Origin of the sequence: Marisediminitalea lipolytica (genome assembly GCF_001758465.1) — a bacterium.
GTDB classification, from domain to species: domain Bacteria; phylum Pseudomonadota; class Gammaproteobacteria; order Enterobacterales; family Alteromonadaceae; genus Alteromonas; species Alteromonas lipolytica.
Genome location: NZ_MJIC01000010.1, coordinates 96,155 through 120,724, shown reverse-complemented (window position 1 = coordinate 120,724; position 24,570 = coordinate 96,155). Strand labels below are relative to the sequence as shown.

22 protein-coding genes are annotated in these 24,570 nt (G+C 48.9%); 2 read left to right on the top strand and 20 right to left on the bottom strand.

Annotation, left to right across the window (positions count from 1 at the left end; translation table 11 throughout):
* The first annotated feature begins 127 nt into the window (after positions 1-127).
* Both BFC17_RS05990 and BFC17_RS05985 read left to right on the top strand, forming a co-directional pair.
* On the top strand, positions 128-469 hold the full coding sequence (locus BFC17_RS05990) for a hypothetical protein (protein WP_070176250.1): 342 nt from the start codon (positions 128-130) through the stop codon (positions 467-469).
* Positions 470-593: 124 nt separating this feature from the next.
* Positions 594-1,439 carry a cupin domain-containing protein gene (locus BFC17_RS05985; protein ID WP_175439534.1) on the top strand — a complete coding sequence of 282 codons (846 nt, stop codon included), beginning with the start codon at positions 594-596 and terminating at the stop codon, positions 1,437-1,439.
* 35 nt (positions 1,440-1,474) lie between these two features.
* Here the strand turns inward: BFC17_RS05985 and BFC17_RS05980 are convergent, their stop codons facing one another.
* The 20 genes from BFC17_RS05980 to flhB all read right to left on the bottom strand — a co-directional run bounded on the left by BFC17_RS05980 (position 1,475) and on the right by flhB (position 24,558).
* Positions 1,475-3,145 carry a vWA domain-containing protein gene (locus BFC17_RS05980; RefSeq protein WP_217494017.1) on the bottom strand — a complete coding sequence of 557 codons (1,671 nt, stop codon included), beginning with the start codon at positions 3,143-3,145 and terminating at the stop codon, positions 1,475-1,477.
* Between the two features lie 152 nt (positions 3,146-3,297).
* The gene (locus tag BFC17_RS22900) at positions 3,298-4,791 is read right to left on the bottom strand and encodes a methyl-accepting chemotaxis protein (protein ID WP_083271614.1); all 1,494 of its coding nucleotides are present in this window, start codon (positions 4,789-4,791) and stop codon (positions 3,298-3,300) included.
* A gap of 13 nt (positions 4,792-4,804) precedes the next feature.
* On the bottom strand, positions 4,805-5,335 hold the full coding sequence (locus BFC17_RS05970) for a PAS domain-containing protein (RefSeq protein ID WP_070175556.1): 531 nt from the start codon (positions 5,333-5,335) through the stop codon (positions 4,805-4,807).
* Between the two features lie 205 nt (positions 5,336-5,540).
* The gene (locus tag BFC17_RS05965; protein ID WP_070175555.1) at positions 5,541-6,134 is read right to left on the bottom strand and encodes a DUF938 domain-containing protein; all 594 of its coding nucleotides are present in this window, start codon (positions 6,132-6,134) and stop codon (positions 5,541-5,543) included.
* 5 nt (positions 6,135-6,139) lie between these two features.
* Entirely contained in the window at positions 6,140-8,764 is a 2,625-nt protein-coding gene (gene metH, locus BFC17_RS05960) for a methionine synthase (protein ID WP_070175554.1), read from the bottom strand.
* A gap of 9 nt (positions 8,765-8,773) precedes the next feature.
* Positions 8,774-9,829 carry a homocysteine S-methyltransferase family protein gene (locus BFC17_RS05955; protein ID WP_070175553.1) on the bottom strand — a complete coding sequence of 352 codons (1,056 nt, stop codon included), beginning with the start codon at positions 9,827-9,829 and terminating at the stop codon, positions 8,774-8,776.
* Between the two features lie 3 nt (positions 9,830-9,832).
* Positions 9,833-10,771: a homoserine O-acetyltransferase MetA gene (gene metA / locus BFC17_RS05950; RefSeq protein WP_070176248.1), complete on the bottom strand. Its 939-nt coding sequence runs from the start codon at positions 10,769-10,771 to the stop codon at positions 9,833-9,835.
* 242 nt (positions 10,772-11,013) lie between these two features.
* The gene (locus BFC17_RS05945) at positions 11,014-11,439 is read right to left on the bottom strand and encodes a DUF2802 domain-containing protein (RefSeq protein ID WP_070175552.1); all 426 of its coding nucleotides are present in this window, start codon (positions 11,437-11,439) and stop codon (positions 11,014-11,016) included.
* A gap of 27 nt (positions 11,440-11,466) precedes the next feature.
* On the bottom strand, positions 11,467-11,955 hold the full coding sequence (locus tag BFC17_RS05940; protein WP_070175551.1) for a chemotaxis protein CheW: 489 nt from the start codon (positions 11,953-11,955) through the stop codon (positions 11,467-11,469).
* 18 nt (positions 11,956-11,973) lie between these two features.
* On the bottom strand, positions 11,974-12,765 hold the full coding sequence (locus tag BFC17_RS05935; protein WP_070175550.1) for a chemotaxis protein CheW: 792 nt from the start codon (positions 12,763-12,765) through the stop codon (positions 11,974-11,976).
* A gap of 1 nt (position 12,766) precedes the next feature.
* Entirely contained in the window at positions 12,767-13,534 is a 768-nt protein-coding gene (locus BFC17_RS05930) for a ParA family protein (RefSeq protein WP_070175549.1), read from the bottom strand.
* Between the two features lie 31 nt (positions 13,535-13,565).
* A complete protein-coding gene (locus BFC17_RS05925; RefSeq protein WP_070175548.1) occupies positions 13,566-14,726 on the bottom strand; it encodes a protein-glutamate methylesterase/protein-glutamine glutaminase in 1,161 nt (386 codons plus the stop codon).
* 32 nt (positions 14,727-14,758) lie between these two features.
* A complete protein-coding gene (locus tag BFC17_RS05920) occupies positions 14,759-16,969 on the bottom strand; it encodes a chemotaxis protein CheA (protein ID WP_070175547.1) in 2,211 nt (736 codons plus the stop codon).
* Positions 16,970-16,981: 12 nt separating this feature from the next.
* Complete coding sequence (locus BFC17_RS05915; RefSeq protein ID WP_070175546.1) at positions 16,982-17,731, bottom strand: protein phosphatase CheZ; 750 nt, start codon at positions 17,729-17,731, stop codon at positions 16,982-16,984.
* A 35-nt stretch (positions 17,732-17,766) separates the two neighbouring features.
* Positions 17,767-18,150 (bottom strand): chemotaxis response regulator CheY, encoded by a 384-nt coding sequence (cheY, locus tag BFC17_RS05910; protein WP_070175545.1) that lies wholly within the window; start codon positions 18,148-18,150, stop codon positions 17,767-17,769.
* A 47-nt stretch (positions 18,151-18,197) separates the two neighbouring features.
* Positions 18,198-18,926 (bottom strand): RNA polymerase sigma factor FliA, encoded by a 729-nt coding sequence (locus tag BFC17_RS05905; RefSeq protein WP_070175544.1) that lies wholly within the window; start codon positions 18,924-18,926, stop codon positions 18,198-18,200.
* 1 nt (position 18,927) lies between these two features.
* Positions 18,928-19,788 (bottom strand): MinD/ParA family protein, encoded by an 861-nt coding sequence (locus tag BFC17_RS05900; protein WP_070175543.1) that lies wholly within the window; start codon positions 19,786-19,788, stop codon positions 18,928-18,930.
* Complete coding sequence (gene flhF / locus BFC17_RS05895; RefSeq protein WP_070175542.1) at positions 19,785-21,137, bottom strand: flagellar biosynthesis GTPase FlhF; 1,353 nt, start codon at positions 21,135-21,137, stop codon at positions 19,785-19,787. The genes BFC17_RS05900 and flhF overlap by 4 nt, the downstream gene beginning before the upstream one ends.
* Positions 21,138-21,168: 31 nt before the next feature.
* The gene (gene flhA, locus BFC17_RS05890) at positions 21,169-23,268 is read right to left on the bottom strand and encodes a flagellar biosynthesis protein FlhA (protein WP_070175541.1); all 2,100 of its coding nucleotides are present in this window, start codon (positions 23,266-23,268) and stop codon (positions 21,169-21,171) included.
* A gap of 165 nt (positions 23,269-23,433) precedes the next feature.
* Entirely contained in the window at positions 23,434-24,558 is a 1,125-nt protein-coding gene (flhB, locus tag BFC17_RS05885) for a flagellar biosynthesis protein FlhB (RefSeq protein ID WP_070175540.1), read from the bottom strand.
* Positions 24,559-24,570: the final 12 nt, after the last annotated feature.

Sequence of the window (24,570 nt, the reverse complement as noted above, 5' to 3'; positions counted from 1 at the left end):
GAAAACGCGCAAAAAGTACAGTTGTCCCTTTATCTTCTGAGATTAACATGAAGCTATCAGGGTAAACACGTGACATCAGCGTGCAGGATATGCCGTGATTATCGCCAGCAACGCAGAGGAAAACACTATGGACATTGCACAGGCCAAAACACTAATCCACGCTTTATCGCAGGGCATCGATCCGGTCTCAGGTGAAATGCTTCATCAGGACAGCTGCTTTAATCAACCGGCTGTTATCCGGGCGCTTTACGCTGCTCATAGTGCGCTGGAAAAATCATTGGCCTACGAGAAGCGTAAAAGAGCATTGCCTGAAAATGCGGGGAAAGCCTGGGACTTGTCGGAAGACGAGCAACTTATTCGCCTGTTTGATGAAGGTACTTCACTCGCAGAATTAGCCAAACAACATCACCGCACCTCCGGCTCGATTAAAGCCAGACTGGAAAAACTGGGTAAAATCAGTCCGGTGTAGCTAAGTCGCCCGCCACTCAAAAACAACAATGAATTATCATTATGACTTTTGACATAGCGCAATGCCAATTTCTCTCAACCCGGCAAAGTGAGGACTTTGTAAAAAGCCGATGGGAAATGAAGTTATGGCAAGAGATTACGTTGAGTTTATCCAGGCTCAGGAACTAAGCTGGACCAGTGATGAGTGTTTTCCTGAAGCCCAGCGTAAACTTCTGAGCATCGACAACGAAACGGGCGCCAGAACGCAGTTGCAACGATATGAACCTGGTTATCATTGCCACACGCCGCATGCATTAACCTGTAACGAAGAATTTTACGTGTTACAAGGCTGCTTTTTCCTGAATCATTTTGGTTATTCCCCAGGCTGTTATGGCTTTTTTCCGGCGGGCTATGAGCGCAGTAAATTTTATGTCCCGGAAGAAACCGTGATTTTGCGCTTTTTCGATCATCAGCCTGCACCTTTTGCAGAGGATCCTGAAGGTGCCGCAGCCCGGGCGAAAGGCCGGGAAGCCATTCCTTGTCTGGATACCTACCGCATGTCCTGGGATACCAGCATGCACGAGCTGCACCTTACCCATCTGGGTTTTGCGCGCAAAAACCTGCGTATTGATCCGGTAACCGGCCAGCGAACCTTTTTATTTATGACCTCGCCGCAGTCGCACCCGATTAATTTTCATGGCGCCAGAGAGTCTCATCCTACCCCGGAAGAAGCTTATCAGCTGCATGGCGACTTAACCGGCCATGTGGGTACCATGTACCCCGGTGCCTACTTCTGGCGTCCGCCGCATATTCCTCACGGGCCCTTTGGTACCCGCGGTGGCAGTTTGTCGTTAATTAGGTTTGTGGAAGGTGAGCATGTGAATATCTGGACAGATAAACAATACGGCTTTAATTACAATCAGGCTTACGAGCCTATCCTGCCAGACTGGATGGAGCGTACTTCGCAGTATAAACCGGACGCCAATTTTTAAACCGGCGTCCGCCATTTATGCGCCAAAACGCGGCTTTAAAACTCGGCCTTTTCGGCTGTTTTCGCCTGGCGTATTAACTGCGTGAACTCGCTGCGATAACCATAAAAATCCTGCCCTTTGTTTTTAAGAGCGAGTTCAAAGGCATCGTCCATGGACCAACTGCCGGTATATTTACCGTCTTTGAGTAACTGGCCGAACCCGGCAACCGCCGTGGCAAAGTTCACTTCCTGCAGCAATGTACTGTCTGTGTGGCTATGCAGCAATACCGGTTGCTCCTGCAAACGGGAAGTCTCTTGCTCTGGTAATTTATAGCGGATTTTCAAAAAACCCAGCTCATCGCTTAAGCGGGCCGTGGTGCCCTCGGCTTTACCCGCATAGCGAGATTCATCGATAAACGCACCAGGTTCACCTGCCAAAGTCACTTCATAAATCGCCGTTACCGCATGACCAGAACCAATATCGCCAGCATCAACGTTGTCGTTGTTAAAATCCTCTTGTTTTAATGCACGGGTTTCATAGCCCAGCAAACGATACTCCCGCACCACCGCAGGATTAAATTCCATCTGAATTTTCAAATCTTTGGCAATGGGAAACAGCGATGAGGTGGCTTCCTCTACAAAGATTTTCTGCGCTTCTGCCAGGGTATCTATGTAAGCCGCGATGCCGTTGCCATTTTGCGCCAGGGCTTGCATCAAGGCATCGTTATAATTTCCCCGGCCAAAGCCGATGACAGAAAGATAAACGCCGCTCTCCCGTTTACGTTCAACGTAATCCTTGAGCTGCTCACGATCAGAAATACCCACATTAAAATCACCATCTGTAGCCAGAATAATGCGGTTTACTCCTTCGCTGTTGAAGTGACTTTCGGCGAGCTGATAAGCCAACTGCAAACCTTGTCCACCGGCCGTTGAACCACCAGCCTGAAGTTTATCCAGCGCTTCAATCACCCTGGCAGACTCTTTCACTTCGGTAGGTTCAAGCACCGTACCGGCAGCACCAGCATAAACAACAATAGAAACAGTATCCGTAGGTTTTAGCGTTTTCAGCAGCAACTTAATGGATTGCCTGACCAGTGGCAGCTTGTCCGGCGCGTTCATCGATCCCGACACGTCCAGCAAAAAGACCAGGTTACTGTCGGGTTGCTCTGTTTGGGCCAGCTCATAACCCTGAAGCCCGATATGAACAAGCTTGCGATGCTCTGCCCAGGGCGAGTCATGCACTACCACACTGGCCAGAAATGGCTGCTCTGCACTTTGTGGCAGCGGGTAGTCATAATCAAAATAGTTAATCATCTCTTCCAGTCGAACAGCCTCTTTGTCTGGTAAATAACCCCGCTTTAGCTGTTTACGGACAAAACTGTAGGAGGCGGTATCAACATCAGCGGAAAAAGTCGACACCGGTTCTTCTGATACTTGCTTTACGCTGTTAATTTCAAAGGATTCGAATTTATCACTGTATTGCGATTGAGGCGGAGCGGGCATTGGCTCGCTGACCGCAGAAACCAGGCTTAGTGGCATCACTGCATCAGCCATAATTTTGCGCTCACGTTTAGTTGCGGTGACTTGAAGTTGCTCTGCTTCGACCTGATTTCTGGCAACCTGCTCTGCCGCAATCTCTTCTTCTGATGGGCCGGACGTACAGTTAACCAAAGCCATAGTGATACTCAGCACCATCGCCGTGCGGCCTAAGCTTATTGTTCTTGCCATATTCTGCTCCATGATAATACCGGTAGTATTTTTGCTAAGGTAACATCCTTAAACTAACTTTAAGCTGAATATGAGACAATTTCCCACTCCCTGAAAACAATAAAGCAAGCTCGTTAGCTTGCTTTATTATCAATCTGTCAAAGCGAAAATAACTATCTTATTGCTGGTAAATTATGCTTTTCCTCTACCAGTCTGGTCAGGCAACCAATAACTTGCGAGCTGTTGTCTTCGGCTAAGCTCATGTGATGGATAATACCGTTAAATACGTCATCATTGCGTAACCAGTCCTGCGCAACATATTCCATCGCCTTATGTACATTGCTGTGCACTCCGGCATGATAAGACTCCATTTCTTTGAAGGCGGATAAACCACTAAACATTTCCTGGCCAATGCCTTCGTAATACCACTTACCTAAGCGGCAATTCATGTGGTCGACTTTTACCGCATCGGCTTCTTTGCCTTCGGCATCATTTTCCATCGCAATGTAACCATTTTGCATGTAAATGATGTGGTCGAGCTTAACCAGTGAAGCAAAAGAACTGTCTTTGGTTTGACCTACCAACGTAATGGTATCGTCGGCTGCCTGCGCCACCGACTCAAAGTTATTGTAGAAACTTGCTACTTCCTCACCAATTAGCTTGGTGCCCTGAGCAACTTCCAGGGTTTGCGACACCATGGTGTCGATTTTTCCGGTAAGATTAAAAATGATATCGCTGATTTCGCCAGTTGATTTACGGGTGCGGTCAGCCAGATGGCGAACTTCATCGGCAACTACGGCGAAACCCCGGCCGACCTCGCCTGCCCGAGCGGCTTCAATGGCGGCATTTAACGCCAGCAGATTAGTTTGTTCCGCAATATCACCAATAAGTTTAACGGTATCGGCAATTCTGCCACTTTCCTGCGCAAGCAGATTCGCCGTTTCTTCCACTGAAATCATGCGCTGATTGACCTGCTCTATGGAAATTTTTAACTCACCGACTGTTTTAGAACTGCGATCAGCGCCGGATTTACTCTCTCCGGCAATCGCCAGTACATCATCCATTTTCTGCGACAGATTCACCATTTGAGCCTGGCTATCTTTTAGATTATCCAACAGATTACTGGTGTTTAAGTGGTGCATTTCGCTCAGTAAGCGGTTCTGCCGGGCAAAGGTATCGGCTTTTTCCATGGCGCCAATCGCTTCGTTTACGTTTTTCATAATCTCGGCAAACTCACCGGGCAGGCCCATGACTAACCCTTTGCGGTAGAACTGGCGTTTTCCGGCCCGCTCAAAACTGTTCGACAACTCTTTAAAATTGGTTTCGACGATATCTAAAAAGTCATTTAGCTCCCAGGCGACTTTACCCACTTCACCCAGGCCCCTGGTCTGGGTAACACGAACATGGGTATTGCCCTGGATAGCCTCTTTTAAGGTAAGGTGGATGGCACTTAACGCATCAATTGGGCGCTGATGATCGCGATAAGCGTACACCGCAAACGCTATTGCAATCAGTGGTGAGCTTAAATTAACCAGGCCAATACCGTTAGTGATAATGCTATACACTGCCAACACAACGGTTAGCACAATAAACACAACGCAGTTAATCAGAAACTTCTGGGTCAGAAAGGGAATATTTTTACTAACGTTACTGGTGTTTTCTTTCATGATGGCCATTCCCTTAACTGTTTTGCTCGTAAAGACCAATGATAAATTCTTCGTAGCTCAGGCCGGTTTCGCTTTTAATGTGGTCCTGCAACCAGTTCCAGGATTCCGTGGGAGCGGATTCTTTGCGACTGCGCTTTTCAATTTCCAGCATCTGCTGATACAGCGGTGTAATCATCGCCAGCGCAGCGCGGGGAGCCTGACGCCTTACTGAGAAGAAGCCTTCTATGTTGCCTTTGTTAAAGTCGGGCGTCACGTTAGCAAACACCCAGTAATAATCCCCATCTGAGGTCAGATTTTTAACAAAGCCAAAAAATTCGTTTTTCGATTTAAGGGTTTTCCACATGGCGTGATACACCCCCCGCGGCATATCAGGATGTCGAATAATGCTGTGTGGACGACCCAGCAAATCGATCTCAGCAAAATTAGATATCCGCATAAAATGGCGGTTTGCGTAGGTTATATTGCCGCGTAAATCGGTTTTGCTGACAATGAGTTCATCAGCAGAAAAAGTAATTTCCCTGGCATTCGCAGAAACTGCAATCACATTAATCTCACTTTATTTGGTTTGGATTTTCAGCAAGGGGCTAAAAACACCTGAATTAGCCATATTCAATAATTCTAGAGCATATTTTCCGTTATGCATTTAAAAATAAGTTAAATATCAGCGAGTTCGTCATTTTTAGTTATATCGTCAATACGGTCAGATTCTAAACACAGAATTCACCACAGGGAGGAAATAAACAGTGTGCTTAGCTAACCTGCTTTTGCCAGAGCAGGCAAAGATTATTGGCAGGCATTGCAATTATGTCTTTTAATTTTAACGACACTCCGCTCCAGGCCTGTAAATCCTCAATAGATTTATACCCGCCTAAACCACGCAGTAAAAGATTATGATGAAAGGCCCGATTGCTTTCGCTGGAAAACTCGCCCTGCTGAATAAAAGGGCCATACTGACAGAACACACCGCCGTCAGGCAGTAATTCAGCAATCCCCGTCATCATCAGAGCGACTTCATCAGCAAACATGATATGCGCCGTATTAGCAGAATACACCGCGTCATAGCCGCTGGCAGGAAAAGCATCTTTACCCACCTGAAGCGCTACCGGCGGCAACAGATTAGGCAAAGCAGCCTCATTCAGCCAGGCGTTAATGCCCTCATGATGCGCGGGTACGTCGCTGGTTTGCCATTGCACATGGGGCAAGGCTGCCGCAAAGTGCACAGCGTGCTGACCGGTACCACTACCAATTTCCAGTACCCTGGTTGCCTGTGAAAACACACTTTCCAGCACCGCTAAAATCGGGGCTTTGTTGTTTTCGCAGGCCTGACTAAAGGGTTTAGTCATTACTGTTAGTCACTGAGGTTTGGCCCCAGCCATTTTTCTGCCGTCGGCCGATCCCAGCCTTTGCGCTGACAGTAACTTTCCAACTGGTCATCCTGTATTTTCGCTACCGCAAAGTAACGTGCTTCCGGATGCGAGAAATACCAGCCTGATACTGATGCGCCCGGCCACATGGCGTAGCTCTCGGTCAGTTTCATGCCGGTGTGTTTTTCTGCGTCCAACAGATCCCAGATAAGCTGTTTTTCGGTGTGTTCCGGACAAGCCGCATAACCCGGTGCCGGACGGATCCCCTGATATTTTTCCCGTATCAGCGCGTCATTGTCCAGGTCTTCATCTGGTGCATAGCCCCAGATTTCCTTGCGCACCCGCTCATGCAGGTACTCGGCAAAGGCTTCCGCCAGGCGGTCTGCCACGGCTTTTACCATAATGGCGTTGTAATCATCGCCCTGGGCATCGTATTGTGCTGCCAGTTCGTCTTCGCCAATACCACCGGTAACGGCAAAAGCGCCAATATAATCCCTGATACCCGAGCCAACCGGTGCCACAAAGTCACTTAAGCAATAGTTAGCGCCTTTTGGCTTTTGTGTTTGCTGACGCAGATGATGCGCAACACCCAGAGTGTCGGTGCGGGACTCATCAGCGTAAATTACCACGTCATCATCCTGACGGTTAGCCGGGAACAAGCCCATTACGCCTTTGGCCTCAAGGCCACCCTCGGCAATGAGTTTATCCAGCATGGCATTGGCATCGTTAAACAACGATTGCGCCTGCTCGCCAACCACCTCGTCCTGCAGAATACGCGGATATTTTCCAGCCAGTGACCAGGTCAGGAAAAAAGGTGTCCAGTCGATATACTGACGTAAGGTCGCAATGTCCGCTTCAACCGGGGTAACACCCAGTTTATTCGGCGTAACCGGCGGCATGCTGAAATCCGGCAGATGGGCATTAGCGCGTGCTTCTTCCAGGCTAACAGGCTTAGAACGCGGCTTTTTACGCGCGTGCTGTTCGCGCACGATGTCATATTCTTTAGCCAGTTCTTTGGCAAAAATCTCGCGGGATTCGCGGTTTAGCAGTTTCTGGCAAACACCCACCGCACGGCTGGCATTAGGCACATAGGCTACCGGCGCATGGTAGTTTTGCTCAATTTTTACTGCGGTATGGGCTTTAGAGGTCGTCGCACCACCAATCAGTAGCGGCAAATCAAACTCTAAACGCTCCATCTCTTTCGCCACATGGACCATTTCATCCAGTGACGGTGTGATAAGCCCGGACAGGCCTATCATATCAACGTTTTCTTCTTTGGCTTTTTGTAAAATGGCGGCGCAAGGCACCATAACGCCCATATCCACCACTTCAAAGTTATTACACTGCAGCACCACACCTACGATATTCTTACCAATATCGTGGACATCGCCTTTAACCGTAGCCAACAGGATCTTACCGTTGCTCTTGGTATCTCCTGACTTTTCCGCTTCAATGTAGGGCTGCAAATAGGCCACGGCTTTTTTCATTACCCGGGCCGATTTCACCACCTGAGGCAGGAACATTTTACCTTCACCGAACAAGTCACCCACCACGTTCATGCCGTCCATTAACGGCCCTTCAATAACGTGCAGTGGTTTTTCGGCTGCCTGTCGGGCCGCTTCGGTATCGTCTTCAATAAAATCGGTGATGCCTTTTACCAGAGCATGTTCAAGGCGTTTATTCACCGGCAGTTCGCGCCAGGCGAGATCTTCTTTTACCACTGTTTTGCCGTCGCCCTGATATTTCGGCGCCAGTTCAAGCAGTTTATCGGTAGCCCCCGGGTGACGGTTAAGAATGACGTCTTCCACCGCATCACGCAGTTCGGCCGGGATCTCATCGTACACTTCCAGCTGGCCCGCGTTCACAATGGCCATATCCAGACCAGCACGAATAGCGTGATATAAAAATACGGAGTGCATGGCTTCACGCACCGGGTTATTACCCCGGAACGAGAATGAGATATTCGACAGTCCGCCGGACACATGCACATGCGGGCAGGTTTCGCGGATCACGCGGGTCGCTTCAATAAAGTCGACGGCGTAGTTGTCGTGTTCTTCAATACCGGTCGCTACGGCAAAAATATTCGGATCGAAAATAATATCTTCCGGCGCAAAGCCCACTTTATCCATCAGCACCTGATAACTGCGCTGACAAATTTCAATCTTGCGCTCTTTGGTATCGGCCTGACCTTTTTCGTCGAAGGCCATCACCACGGTGGCCGCGCCATAGCGCTTAATCAGTTTAGCCTGATAGATAAAATTCTCTTCGCCTTCTTTCAGGCTGATAGAGTTAACGATGGCTTTACCCTGAACGCATTTTAAGCCCGCTTCGATTACTTCCCATTTAGAAGAGTCAATCATGATTGGTACGCGGCTGATATCCGGCTCAGAAGCAATCAGATTAAGAAACGTCTGCATGGCCTGTACCGAGTCCAACATGGCTTCATCCATGTTGATATCGATAATTTGAGCGCCGTTTTCTACCTGCTGGCGAGCCACATCAAGGGCGGTTTCGTAATCACCTTCCAGGATAAGGCGTTTAAACATGGCAGAACCGGTGACATTCGTGCGCTCACCGATATTAATAAAACTGGAAAACTCTGCTGACACAACAATACCTCAGTGCACGAACGGTTCTAAGCCGGATAAACGCATCTTCGGCTCTAGTTTAACGATTTCTCGCGGTGCAATACCGGCGACCGCGTTTGCAATATCGCGAATATGTTCAGGCGTACTGCCACAACAACCACCAACGATATTAACCAGGCCAGATTCAGCCCACTCTTTGATATGCACCGCCATTTCCGGCCCTTCCATATCGTATTCGCCAAACTCGTTAGGTAAACCGGCATTGGGGTGAGCTGACACCAGGCACTCCGCCACATTGCTGATTTCTTCCACATACTGGCGCAGCAAATCTGGTCCTAATGCACAGTTAAGGCCAAAGGACACGGGTTTAATATGACGCATGGAATAGTAAAAGGCTTCGGCTGTCTGGCCGGACAACGTACGTCCGGAAGCATCAGTAATGGTTCCGGAGATCATTACCGGCAGGCGCAGGCCAAGTTTTTCAAACACGGTTTCTACCGCAAAAGAGGCCGCTTTTGCGTTAAGCGTATCAAAGATGGTTTCAATAAGAATAAGGTCTGAACCACCCTCAATTAATGCTTCACAGCTTTCGGTGTAGGCTTCAACCAGCTCATCAAAGGTGACATTACGTTTACCCGGATCGTTAACGTCTGGCGAAATTGACGCGGTACGACTGGTTGGTCCGATAACCCCTGCTACCAGGCGCGGTTTATCCGGCGTTTTAGCGGTAAACTCATCACAGGCTTTACGCGCCAGTTTGGCCGCTGCGATGTTAATTTCACGAGAGATAGACTGCATATCATAATCAGCCATAGAGATCGTCGTGGCATTAAAGGTGTTGGTTTCGATAATATCGGCCCCGGCCTCCAGATACTGGCTATGAATGTCATAGATGATATCCGGCTGAGTAATGGCTAACAGGTCGTTGTTACCTTTAATGTCGCAGTGCCAGTCTTTGTACTGTTCACCACGATAATCTTCTTCTTCCAGCTTATGACGCTGAATCATCGTGCCCATGGCGCCATCCAGAATAAGAATGCGCTTAGCAGCCAGGTCGTAAATGTGTTTGTCTGTATAACGGCTCACGTGCTACCTCTTACGCTGGTCTTTTTCAACCAGCTGATTTAAATCGTATGGCGTTGTCTGATAAACGTAATAGTTTATCCAGTTGGTAAAAAGGAGACTGCCATGAGCCCGCCATCTTACCATGGGAGACTTAGCCGGGTCGTCATCCGGATAGTAGTTACAAGGAATATTTGGTTCTAAGCCAGCTTTAACATCTCTAACGTATTCATCATTGAGTGTTTCAGGATCGTATTCCGGGTGGCCGGTAATAAACACCATGCGCTTATCATCTGATGCGACCACATAGGCCCCTGCCTCGTCTGACTCGGCAATGACGCTCAGGCCCGGAATACTGTTGTAATCGGCTGAATCAATGTAGCCATAGCGGGAGTGCGGAGCAAAAAATTCCGAGTCAAAGCCACGCAACAGTTCGTTAAGCGGGTCATTAACGTGATGACGAAAAACGCCTGAGAGTTTTTCTTCACGCAGTTTGCGCTGAATACCGTGAAAGTGATACATCGCTGCATGCGCCGCCCAACAAAGATACAGGGTTGACTGCACGTGGCGATTGGCCCATTCAAGGATAACCTTCATGGTATCCCAGTAATTGACGTCTTCGTAATCCAGCAGTGCCAGTGGTGCGCCGGTAACAATCAAACCGTCGTAGCGTTTCTCGGCCACATCACTAAAGTCATGATAGAACGCATCCATATGGGATTGCGGCGTGTGTTTAGGGGCTAAATCATTAATGCGAATTAAATCCACATTAATCTGCAAAGGCGTGTTCGACAGCAATCGTAACAGCTGAACTTCGGTCTCAATCTTATTCGGCATAAGATTCAGGATCGCCACTTCCATAGGGCGAATATCCTGGGTCGCCGCTCGCTGGCTATCCATGGTGAAAATATTCTCACCCTGTAGCACGTTCTGTGCGGGTAAATTTTCTGGGATCCTGATAGGCATGGCAACTCCGGGCATTATTATACTGCTGCTATTGTCGCTAAAGTACCGGCAATGTCAACATCTTTACGTCTAGACGTCTAAACGTTTACAAGAATCGTCCTTTGCATTCAGCGAGTGTTAGCTTAAAACACTGAGTGTAAAGCAGATGCAGGTATTGTTGGTGGCATTATCAATATCATTGTAGCTAATGGCACAACCATAGCGACAGAAAACGGCGTAAAACCGTAACGGAAAGCGAAAATTCAGCCGCCTGTGGCCGGGTGATGAATTTTAAGCAGCAGTTGTACTTCAGCTTCGGGAAGGTCGCAGCTATGGATGACTTCGTCGATGGACGCTCCCGATTGCAGCATGGCCGCCGCGCGCTGATAAACTTTGCTTTCGGGATCCTGCTCACCCAGCGTGGTTAACTGCTTGTGTAAGTCGGCTAATGCGGCGGCTGTACTCTCGGTATTTTTTGCTACCACAATACTACGCGCCTGCACTTCTTCAAGTGTGCTGGCGGTAATACTGAGTTGTTTTTTCATTGAACTAAGCTGTTGCTGATGATGCAGAAGTTCGCTACTTAGTTGCGTTAGTTTTCGACGTCCCAGCAGCCAGATGACTGTGGTTAATAACACCGATACCACCAACGCAACCACAGCAATCAGTAATGACAGATTAACGTCCATGTACAGAATAGCTATTTGATGGCGTCGTTACAGACTGCTTAACTCGTCCCACTCGTCATCACTTAAGAGTTTATTAAGATCCACCAGAATAAGCAGTTCGCCATCGCGGTTACTTACGCCCTGAATAAATTTGGCGCTTTCCTCTGTTCCTACGTTAGGTGCACTGTCGATTTCTGAAGATTTGAGATAGACCACTTCGGCAACACTATCCACCAGAATGCCGACGACCTGTTCATCTGACTCAATGATGACTACCCGGGTATTATCGGTTACTTCTTCCGGTGGCAAACCAAAGCGGGCGCGTGTGTCAATAACCGTTACCACGTTACCACGTAAGTTGATAATACCTAGCACATAGTCAGGCGCACCCGGAACCGGAGCGATTTCCGAATAGCGCAAGACTTCCTGAACCTGCATTACATTAATGCCGTAGGTTTCATCCCCTAACCGATAGGTTACCCACTGCAATACCTGATCATCGCCTTTACCTGCGTTATTATTTCTGTCATCACTCATGCACTTGGCTCCACTTGACTATAGTACCTGGTCTTTACTGCCCAAGCCGTTATTCAGCATTGATATTAGTTCATCAACATCCAACAATGCACACATTTTATCTTTTACCATTCCGGCGAGCCAGGGACGCTTCGCATTTGCCTGACGCCATTTCACATCATCTTTGTTCAGGGTCACCGTATTGACCAGTTTCTCACTGGCTAATCCCCACGGACTGTCACCTAACATAATGAGATACTGATAGTTTAGCTTATCCGCCAGAGTTTGGTCGTATTTTTCCGGCATTACCCACAAAGCAGTATCAACGACACTGTATTTCTCTTCCCGGTGCAGCATTACGCCTAAAAACCAGGCTGGCTTGCCAAACAAAGGGCCAATTTTGCCCAGGTTGTGGATCCCGCCAAGGGTAATCAATGGCACCGCCAGCGTAAGGCCTGCCACTTCAAAAAATAACGCCTGAAACTGATTCTCGAGTCGCTGTTCCAGACTATCTACCGGCACCTTAGGTGGTGTTATAGCGGCCTCAACCGACTCTTTCGCAACAACTTCGGCAACCGCATCAGTTACCACCTCTTCCACTGCCTGAGCTGCAACCTCATCCTCAACGACGGGTACAAGTGTCTCATCGGTTGGATTATCAACTAACAGCGATGCTTCATCTGCGTCCGAGGGAATAAGCTCAACCGTTGCCTGTTCGAGCAATTTAGCCGCGCGCGCTGTTACATCGGCCGGGTCTTCGGCATCCAGTAATAAGCTGCTGAGGTATTCTTCCATTACCTCTTCACGGGCAAACGGCGTATCTTTGCTCATCTTAGTCACTATCCAGGACATTGAGTAATTTCTCGTAGGCAAACACGCCCCGAGCCTTAGGATAAACAACAGAGGCCGGCGCTTGTTGCTGGCTGGCATCTCTGAAACGTGTATCCACTGGTATCATACCCTTCCAAATCTGTTCTTTGTAGTCTTGCATTAACTGCTTTTGCGCCGCAATAGCGGCATTGATGCGGCGGTCAAACATGGTTGGCACTATTGTAGTATCAAACTCCCGCGACAGGGTTTTACCCATAATTTTCAGGGTATGCATCATTCTGTCCAGGCCTTTGAGCGCCAAAAACTCAGTTTGCACCGGCACCACCACCTTTTGACAAGCGGCCAGCGCATTGACCATCAGCACACCCAGTACCGGCGGACAATCAATTAGCACGTAGTCAAACTGCGTGGATATTTTTTGCAGGGCTTTTTTCAGTACCAACCCCATTCCAGCCTGGTTACCCAGGGAGCGATCCAATGTGGCTAAGGCCATGGTCGACGGCAAAATAAACAGGCTGTCGAGCTTACTGGAACACAGGCAGTCCAGTACTTTATCGTCCGTTAGCTCGTAAGGATTAATAAAAATATCATAAATGGAGCTGGAAAGTTCTTCAGAATCAATGCCAAAGTAGTAACTCAGCGATGCGTGAGGGTCCATATCCACTAACAACACATTGTAGCCACGCTTGGCCAGAATACCACCCAGGGTGACGGTTGTAGTGGTTTTACCAACGCCTCCTTTCTGATTGGCAATGGTCCATATTTTCAACGTGATTCTCCCGCTGTGTTTGCCACTTTATTCAGGACATCTCGGTGAGAATGCATTGACCGATTGCGTCGATATCAATATTCACTTCGGCCAGTTTATCAACCGTTACCGCCTGTGGCATACCGTATACCACACTGCTGTCTTTATCCTGGGCCCATATTTTGCCACCCAGAGATTTAAGGGTTCGACAACCTTCACGGCCGTCAGCGCCCATACCGGTTAAAATAACCGCCAGAGTGTCGCCGCCGTAAATGTGCGACAAGCTGTTAAAGGTAATATCCACGCTGGGTTTGTAACCGATGTCGGCAGGATCGACTTCGCGAATGGCGATGTAAGCCTGACCGGCACGTTTTTCAATTTCCATTTGTTTGCCACCAGGCGCAAGATAAGCACAACCTGCCACTACCGCTTCTCCATGTTCGGCTTCCTTCACTTTAATCCTACAGTTTTGATTTAAGCGTTCGGCAAAGGCATGGGTAAAAGTACCCGGCATGTGCTGAACCAGAAACACCGGGAACGGAAAGCGCTCGGGTAAATGGGTTAACACTTTTTGCAGCGCAACCGGCCCGCCGGTTGAGGCACCAATGGCCAGGCAACGATAACGTTTACCGCTGCGCTGAACATGGGAAACATTGACCGGTTCGGTGGCTTCATGGCTACCGCTGAGTAACGTAGAACTGCGAACAAAAGTAGATTTTGGCGCGTTGGCCGGCATTTTTCGTGCTGGCGGAGGCGGTACTTTTTTCAGTAAACCGGTGGTAGTTGCCGGTTTAGGACGACTTGGCGCAATTGGCGCTCGTCTTGCCAGTAAACGCACTTTGGTGCGTAACAAGGTGGCCGCGTCACTGCGCTCCTTGGCGATATCTTCAAACCGTTTGGGCAGAAAATCCACGGCACCGGCTTCCAGTGCATCAAGCGTTGCCTTCGCCCCTTCATGGGTCAGAGACGAAAACATAATAATGGATACCGGACATTCAGCCATAATCCGCTTTACCGCTTCAATGCCATCCATCAGGGGCATCTCAACATCCATAGTCACCACATCTGGCCGTAGCGATTTTACTTTTTGTACAGCCTCCTTGCCGTCTGCCGCTTCACCAACAACTTCCAGCGAACGGTCCTGATCAAGAATGTCTTTGACCCGACGACGGTAAAAGCTGGAGTCGTCCACAATAAGGACTTTAAAAGTCATTGAATAACAACCCTCTTTATGATGCTTTACTATTACTTACGCGCGTAGCGTTTAAGTAAACTGGGAATATCCAGAATTAACGCAATACCACCATCTGATGTTATGGTTGCGCCGGCCATGCCCGGAGTCCCTTGTAATAAAGCATCCAATGGTTTGATAACCACTTCTTCCTGACCTATCAGGGCATCAACGACAAAACCAACCTGTTTGGTACCCATTTGCACAACAACCACGTGGCCTTTATCCCGCTCAATATTTTTCGGTCCGCGAATTAACCATTCGCCAAGGAAAAACAGTGGAATCGCTTTAGAACGAACAATCATTGTCAGCTGACCATCAACCGTGTTGGTCTTTTTGATGTCCATATTAATGATTTCGCTAACCGCGCCCAGCGGCAGTGCAAAGGTTTGTTTTCCAACCACAATCATCAACGTTGGCAGGATTGCCAGGGTCAGCGGCACTTTAATCTCTAATCGGGTACCACGACCCAACTGAGAATCAATATTGATAGAGCCATTGAGCTGATTGATTTTGGTTTTCACCACGTCCATGCCCACACCACGCCCAGAGATATCACTGATCTCTGTTTTGGTTGAGAAACCGGGTGCAAAAATCAGGTTAAAGGCTTCCACATCTGACATTCTGGCCGCCGCATCGGCATCCAGTACGCCCCGGGATATAGCAATATCCTTGAGTTTTTCCGGATCCATTCCCTTACCGTCATCTTCGATAACCAGCAGGATGTGGTCTCCTTCCTGAGACGCTGACAGCTTAACGGTCCCCATTCGGGCTTTACCCGATGCCTGACGCTCGTCGGGCATTTCGATACCGTGATCCACTGAGTTTCTAACCAAATGTACCAGGGGATCTGCCAGTGCTTCTACCAGGTTTTTATCTAAATCGGTTTCTTCCCCTTCCAGCTCCAGGGTAATTTCTTTTTTGAGACTGCGCGCCAAGTCCCGCACAACCCTGGGGAAACGGCCAAATACTTTCTTAATTGGCTGCATGCGGGTTTGCATTACCGCACCCTGCAAGTCACCCGTCACCACATCCAGATTTGCTATTGCTTTGGACATGGATTCATCGTTTACGCTGATACCCAGGCTAAGCAACCGGTTACGCACCAGAACCAATTCACCCACCATGTTCATGATTTGGTCCAGTCTGCGGGTATCAACCCGCACTGTGGTTTCAGCCTGTGGTGCCGCTGCCGCGGCTTTCTTCTCGTCCTTTTTCGCTGCAGGTTCGGCAGGTTTGGCTACCGGCGCCGGAGCAGGTTTTGCCGCCTGAGGTTCAGGCTTAGGCGCTGGCGCTGCAGGTTTTTTCTCTGGTGCTGCTGCGACCGGTGCAGGATTTTCTACTTTAACCCGCGGTTTCTCGGCCGGTTTTTCAGCCGGCGCATCGGCGCCAGGCCCCTTACCTGCGCCATGTAACTGGTCAAGTAAGGCTTCAAATTCGTCGTCCGATATTTCATCGCTGTCAGTTGTCGCAGCAGCGGCAGGCGCAGTCGGTTGCGGTGGAGCAGAGGCTGCGCTCTCGCCGCCAAACTGGCCTTTGCCATGTAATTCGTCGAGTAAGGCCTCAAACTCGTCATCGGTAATATCTTCATTACCTGACGCAGCCGGTGCTGCTGACGGGGCTGGGGCCGCTTTGGCTCCAGGAGCACTGCCAGTACCGTGCAATTCGTCCAGCAAGGCTTCAAATTCATCTTCGGTGATTTCTTCAATCAATTCTGATGGGCTGCCAGTATCATCGTCATCTTCAAGCTCGAAAGTTTCTTCGATGACTTCAGGTTCTGGCTCAGCAACGGGTGCAGCGCTTTCAACATCAGCAAAAATATTTTCACCAGGAACTTCCGGATTACTGAGTTTATGCAGTACCTCGACCAGTGTTGCATCAGCCGGTTCGAGCGGCTCACGCATTTTCACTTTTTCGAACATTTCGACCACCACATCGGTGGCTTGCAAAATGGTATCCATTAACTCGGGTGTCAGCGAGCGCTGACCATTGCGCATAACGTCAAAGACGTTTTCTGCGCCGTGGCAGATTTCTACCAACTCGGTCAGTGACAAAAACCCGGCACCACCTTTAACGGTGTGATAACCACGGAAAATCGCATTGAGAAGATCCTTGTCCTCTGGATTATTTTCCAGATCAACTAACTGTTCCTGTAGTTGTTCAAGGATTTCTCCGGCCTCAACCAGAAAGTCCTGTAAAATATCTTCATCGACATCAAAAGACATGTACCCGCTCCCCTAAAAGCCCAGGCTGGATAAAAGGTCGTCCACATCATCCTGGCCTGACACTACATCGTCACGACTGTCAGCATCAATGATGGGGCCTTCGGCAACAATTGCGCTATCGACCGCTGGCTGTGAAGTTTTAGCCGTTTTGGTAATTCCGGCTCCGCCGAACACGGTTAGCATGTGAACCAGACTGTCCTCAACTTCCTTAACCAAATCAATAACCCGGCGTATGACCTGACCAGTCAAATCCTGGTAACCCTGAGCCATCAGTACTTCGGTGAGCAATGACATCAGCTTATCGGCGTTCTCGCCGCTTGATTCCAGGTATTTATCCAGTTCCAGGCACATGGACTTAAATTCATCCAGTTCGATTTCCCGGTTCATGAGCTTTTTCCACTCAGGAAGCAGACTGTCCAGTTGTCCTTTCATGCTTTCTACTAATGGCATGCAAGTTTCAACCGCGTCCATTGTAGTATTAGCCGCTTTTTCAGTTTCTTCAATGACGTAAGTTAGTCGGGTTTGCGCATCGGGGATATCCTCGTTGGCCAGGCCAGCGATACGTTCATCCAGTTGAAAATTATTGAGTGAGTCGTGGAGTTGGCGGGTTAACTTACCCACTTCAGCAAATAACTCCACCGATTCTTTCATTGTAACGGCATCAAGCAACGCATTAGCTGAATCAGTGTCCCCTTCTTCCAGAAAGGTAACTAACTGTTTCGCCTCATCCAGCGTCATGGGGACTTTCTTATTATCAGTCATCCAGTTGTCCTCAGGTGGTTAAACACGTTACTGGATTAACCTAAACGTTCAAAAATCTTTTCTAGTTTTTCTTTTAGCGTTGCCGCTGTGAACGGTTTTACCACGTAGCCATTAACGCCAGCCTGTGCTGCCGCAACGATTTGTTCTTTTTTGGCTTCAGCAGTTACCATCAGAACAGGCAGGTGCTTTAATTTATCATCCGCCCGGATAGCCCGTAACAGGTCGATACCCTGCATGCCCGGCATGTTCCAGTCAGTGACCACAAAGTCAAAGTCGCCCTGTTGTAACATAGGCAGTGCAGTACTCCCGTCATCTGCTTCCTGAATGTTAGAAAAACCCAAGTCTTTGAGTAAGTTTTTGATAATACGTCTCATCGTAGAAAAGTCATCTACCACGAGAATTTTCATATTCTTATCCAAAATTGCCTCCAGTGAGGATAGTCATATTGTTGTTAGTATAGTTAAAGTTACTCACCGGTCTGCCAGGAACGCATGCGCGCTTTTAGTTTTAACATCGCCTGGCTGTGAATTTGACTGACCCGTGATTCACTTACCTCGAGAACTTCACCAATTTCTCTGAGGTTTAATTCTTCATCGTAGTACAAGGATAGTACAATTGCTTCGCGCTCGGGTAATGTAGTAATAGCATGCGCCAGCGCTTTTTGAAATGAACCTTGCATTAAATCTTCCAGAGGTGAATCTGCCCCACGCGATTCCTCGGTGGCGATAACATCTTCTGACACCCCTAAATCTTCGATACCGACCAATTTACCGGCATTGACCTCTGATAACATCTGATGGTATTCGGGTAACGAGATATTCAGCCTGGCGGCGATATCCACGTCCCTGGCATCACGCCCGGTTTCCCTTTCTACCTGGGCAATGGCTTCTGATATGGCGCGGCCATTCTTGTGCACTGAACGTGGTGTCCAGTCGCCTTTACGAATTTCATCCAGCATCGCGCCGCGGATACGGATCCCGGCAAAGGTTTCAAAACTCGCACCTTTACTGCCATCAAAATTTTTGGCCGCTTCAAGCAAGCCAATCATGCCCGCCTGAATTAAATCATCCACAATCACGCTGGCGGGTAACCGCGCCATCAGATGGTGAGCAATTCGTTTAACTAAAGAAGCATGTCGCTCGACCAGCTGCGCTTTGTCGGATTGTTGTTGGTATGCAGCAGCTCTGTTATTCACTCTATCTCCCTGCCAACTTCGGAGCGATCAGTTGCTCAACGAAAAACTCCAGATGCCCGCCAGGCTGAGCCGGAATTGGCCACGTCATGGCCTTGGTGGCCAGTTGCCCAATCGCTACGGCAGCCGGAGATGAAGGAAAGGCATCGACAATGGCGGTTTGTTTACGCACCGCACGGCGAATATTTTCGTCAAATGGTATTGTGGCCACTAATTCCAGCGCGACATCCAGGAACCGGCCGGTTACCTTGGACAGTTTGCTGAATAACTCCTGACCTTCGCGCACGTCGCGCACCATATTGGCGACAATCTTAAAGCGGAAAATACCGTGGTCGCGGTTCAGAATTTTAATCAGCGCGTAGGCATCTGTGAGTGAGGTAGGCTCATCACAAACCACCACCAGAATATCCTGTGACGCCCGGGAAAAGCTCAGCACCATATCTGAGATACCGGCTGCGGTATCAACAATTAATACGTCGATTTGTGAGCGTAACTCGCTGAACGCGCGGATCAGGCCGGCGTGCTGGGTCGGTGACAACTCAGTCATTGACTGGGCACCTGAGGTAGCCGGCGCTATTTTAATACCATGGGGGCCGGTCACCAGCACATCGTCAAGCGTGCATTCACCGGATAACACGTGAGACAGATTCTTTTCTACCCGTAAGCCGAGCATCACGTCAACGTTTGCCAGGCCAAGGTCTGCATCCAGAACCATCACCCGCTTCCCTTGTTTTGCCATTGCAATAGCGGTATTCAGCGTTACGTTGGTTTTACCAACCCCACCTTTACCGCCTGTCACGGCTATTACCTTGATTAATCGTGATTGATTCATCTTTCGTAAGCTACTCGCCTGGTCTTCAATCATACTGCCTGTGCTGTGTTTACATCGGAACTGTTAATAGTATGATTCAAACCATACTTTTTATAAAGCTTTGCTGCCAAAGAGATTATAGATTTTGCATTCGCAACATGAATATCTTCAGGCACCTGCTGGCCATCGGCAACGTAACTCACTGGCAACTGCGCTTCAATGACGTTACTGATAACCTCACCTAAACTATAGCACTCATCCAGCTTAGTGATGATACATCCTTGCAAATCAATACTCTTATATGCATTTATTATGTGCTTAAGTGTAGCCTGTTGTGTATTACCCTGCACAATTAAATAGTTTTTTACTTGCTGACCGCTAACTTGTTTAAACGTGGCAAGCTGACTGATCAGGCGACTGTCACGCTGGCTAAACCCGGCCGTATCGATTAAGACTAGTCGCTTATTGCGTAATTGGAACAATAAATCCGCTAATTGCTCACCCGATTGCGCTTTACGTACCGGACAACCAATAATCTTGCCGTAGGTCGCGAGCTGTTCATAAGCCGCAATACGGTAGGTATCAATGGTGATCAATGCGACCTGATCGGCACCGTATTTTTGTGCATAGCGTGCCGCCAGTTTGGCAATTGTAGTGGTTTTACCTGTGCCAGTTGGCCCAACCAGAGCGACAACTCCTTGTTGTGTAAGGATATCATCGTTATTTGTTGTCAGACGATTGGACAAAAGTTTTAATAAATAAAGCCAGGCTTCACGTTCGTTACAGTCAGCCGGCGTATAAGTCACCAGCTGTGCTGCCAGGTTTTGCGTTATCCCCATATCACAGAGTTGCTGATGCAGGTAACGTTGCTGAGGATTCAAACGTGATTGTTGCTGTTGTTGCATGTCGGCCAGCTGAAACTGCAGTACATTGCGCAAAGAAGCAATTTCTGCGCGGATATCAGCCAGACTTTCGCCGCCGGTTTGCTCTGGCTCCGCAACGCTGTTAACAAATGATGGCGCTGCTGCTCGTGGCGTCACTGCCGGCGCCGCCTGCTCTCGCTGCTGAGCCTGGGCATTTGACGCTTCAACCCGCTGGGCTACTGCGGCTTTTTGCTCAGCTTGTTTTTCCAGTAACGCGCGTAAGGTATCCGGACCATCATCGCCAATAATTTCGCTCAGTGTCGGTAATTTCCCCTCTGGCGCTCTGCCAGCAGGCGCGCTCGCCGAAGCTTTAGGCGGCACTGACAGCTTGGCTACCGGCTCTTTATCATAAGCGGCTACCAACTCAATACCGTCAGCCACTTTGCGGTTGGACATGATCACCGCATCACTACCCAGCTCATTTTTTACCTGGCTTAACGCTTCACGCATGTCTTTGCCAAAAAATCGTCTAATTTTCATAATGACCTCTTAGGTATAGGGTGTCTGCCACTTACTGACCGACCGATGACACAATGCGAACCTGCTTGTCGTCAGGAATTTCCTGATAAGATAAGACATGCAGATTCATCACGGCATTTTTTAAGAATCTCGACAATACCGGGCGTAACATGCCCGATGTTAATAATACGGCTGGCTCACCGGCCAGTTCCTGTTGTTGACCGGCCTGCTGCAACGATTGTTGCAGACGTTCTGCCAGACCAGGCTCAATACCCGCACCGTCTTCACCACCCGCCTGCAGCGACTGATGCAACATTTGTTCAAGTTCTGGGGCCAGGGTAATGACCGGCAGCTCGGCACCGCCGTTATTAATTTCCTGCACGATTAAGCGTTTCAGGGCAATGCGCACGGCCGATACCAGCACGTCAGGATCCTGACTCTTCGGCGCATATTCGGTGAGGGTTTGTACAATTGTTCGCATATCGCGGATAGGCACACCTTCGTAAAGCAGGGTTTGCAGCACTTTCACCACGGTAGCCAGTGACAGCAGGTCAGGAATTAACCCTTCCACCAGCTTCGGATTATGTTTAGCCAGCATGTCCATCAGCTGCTGCACTTCTTCAAATCCCAGCAGCTGATAGGCGTTACTGGTGAGTAACTGACTCATATGCGTAGCGATAACCGTTGCCGCATCCACCACGGTATAACCCAGGGTTTGCGCATGCTCACGTTGAGCAGGTTTAATCCACACTGCATCCAGTCCAAAGGCCGGATCCTTAGTGGCACGCCCCTCAAGTTTACCGAAAACCTGACCCGGGTTGATGGCCAGCTCTTCATCGTGACTGACTTCAGCAGCGCCAATGGTGACGCCCAGCATAGAAATATTGTAAGCGTTGGGATCCAAATCCAGATTATCGCGAATATGCACCGGAGGGATCAGGAAGCCCAGTTCCTGCGAAAGCTTCTTACGCACGCCTTTAATGCGTGTCAGCAGTTCCCCGCCCTGGGTTTTATCTACCAGCGGGATCAGGCGATAGCCCACTTCCAGCCCTATGGTATCTACGTGCTGAACATCATCCCAACCCAGCTCTTTAATTTCGGCAGGAACATTATCATTTTCATTGGTAACGACAGGTGCAGGCGGTTGCGCTGCTTTGCGTTTTTCTGTGTAAGTCTGGTAATAAGCATAGCCACCGGCCAGCGCAGAAAACCCTAAAAAGGCAACGTGAGGCATGCCTGGTACAATACCCATGACAAATAAAATACCCGAAGCAATATACAGCGCTCTTTTATTTCCCAACTGAGTGGTAATTTCGCTGCCCATTTCCTGGCTTTCATTTTCACGCGTCACAATTATGGCAGTAGCAACAGACAGTAACAGTGACGGGATCTGTGCCACCAGACCATCACCGATGGTCAGAATGGTGTAGACTTCCAGTGCATTACCAAAGCTCAGGTCGTGCTGGATCATGCCAATAAACAAGCCACCAACAATATTGATGAGCATAATAAACATGCCCGCAACGGCATCACCTTTTACAAATTTTGACGCACCGTCCATAGAACCGTAAAAGTCGGCTTCTGCGGTAATGTCTTCGCGGCGGCGGCGAGCTTCATCCTGGTCAATATAGCCAGCGTTAAGGTCGGCATCGATGGCCATTTGTTTACCTGGCATTGCATCCAATGTAAACCGTGCACTCACCTCAGAAATACGGCCCGCACCGGCAGTAACTACTTTAAAGTTAATAATCAGCAGGATGGCAAAGACCACGACACCCACTGCATAGTTGCCTCCAATTACCACTTCACCAAAGGCTTCAATCACTTTACCGGCAGCATCGCCGCCTTCGTGACCATAGAGTAATACCACCCGGGTAGAGGCAACATTCAGAGCCAGTCGCAATACGGTGGCAATCAGCAGGACTAATGGGAAAATACCAAAATCAACGGGACGTTGAGTCAGTACTGCCACCAAAATAATGACCAGGGATAAAGCGATGTTAAAGCTAAATAAAACATCCAGCAAAATGGGCGGCATGGGCAGAATAACCATGCCCATAATGGCCAGTAGCACCAGCGGCACGCCAAGACCCTGACTCATTTGTTGCAGCTGGGCTTTATCTATACGCTGTAAATAATTCGATAACACCATAAATAGACGTTCTCAATAACCGTTTTTTGACACTAAACATCGCTTAGCATGGGTACTTCAATCCCCGTGCCAGCTTTTACTGTCATCTGGTTAAGTGCTCGAATTTACAGCAACTAATATAAAACGGGTGCCGGCAATAGTTTTAGGCACCCGTGGGAAACCCAATCAGTAACGCATATCGGGGGGTATCGGCAGGTCGCGGGTAAGTGGTTTTGGTCGCTTGGCTTTGCCCGCTTTGTATTTTTTCAGCTGGAACACATAAGCCAGCACCTGAGCTACCGCCATAAACAGTTTGTGCGGGATCTCTTCGTCGACTTCGGTGGTATAATAAATCGCCCGGGTCAGCATGGGCGTTGGGATCAGCGGCACATCATGGGCGGTAGCAATTTTACGGATATGCATCGCCAGCTCATCCGAACCTTTAGCCACGACAACCGGTGCGCGGTTGCCATCCACATCGTATTTCAGGGCAACGGAATAGTGTGTCGGGTTGGTTACTACCACATCGGCCTTGGGCACTTCCTGCATCATTCTGCGCGCGGCAGCCTGATATTGTAAGCGGCGAATACGCCCTTTTACCTGAGGATCACCTTCTGAGTTTTTGCGCTCGTCCTTCACTTCCTGCTTGGTCATTTTCATCTGTTCGTTGTGCTTATACGACTGATACGGCACATCGAACAAGGCAATGGGGATCATACCCAGCGTCAATAAAAAGAACGCCCACTCAATCATATCCAGCGCATGGAATATGTTCAGCGGATAAATTTCCTGATCCAGATGCAGCGCTTCATCCTGAAACAAAGACAATGACACCAGCGCCATTCCTCCTATAACGAAGAACTTAGCAAACGCTTTGAGTAACTCCACCAGCCCATTCACACCAAACATTCGCTTTAATCCAGCCATCGGGCTTAATTTGGAAAATCGCGGCGCAGCTGAATACCAGGTAAAGTTGTAGCCGCCTAAGGCGATAGAGCCATAAATGCCGGCAATCATCGACGCCAGCATAAAGGCGATCACCGGTATGCTAACCATAGACAGCGCCTCGCCCCAGGCCGAAAACATATGCGTGGGATCGTAAGTTTCATCCCGCGACAGCGTGAAAGTTCGGTTGGTAACCGCAAATAGCGCTTCGGCGATAAAACTTCCGAACAGCAAAAACATCAAACTACTGACTATCAGAACCAGTGCAGTAGAAAGCTCTTTAGACCGCGCCAACTGGCCCTTTCTGCGAGCATCCTGTATTCGTTTCCCCGTGGGGTCTTCTGTTTTATCCGACGTATCTGCCATAGTCTGTCTGCC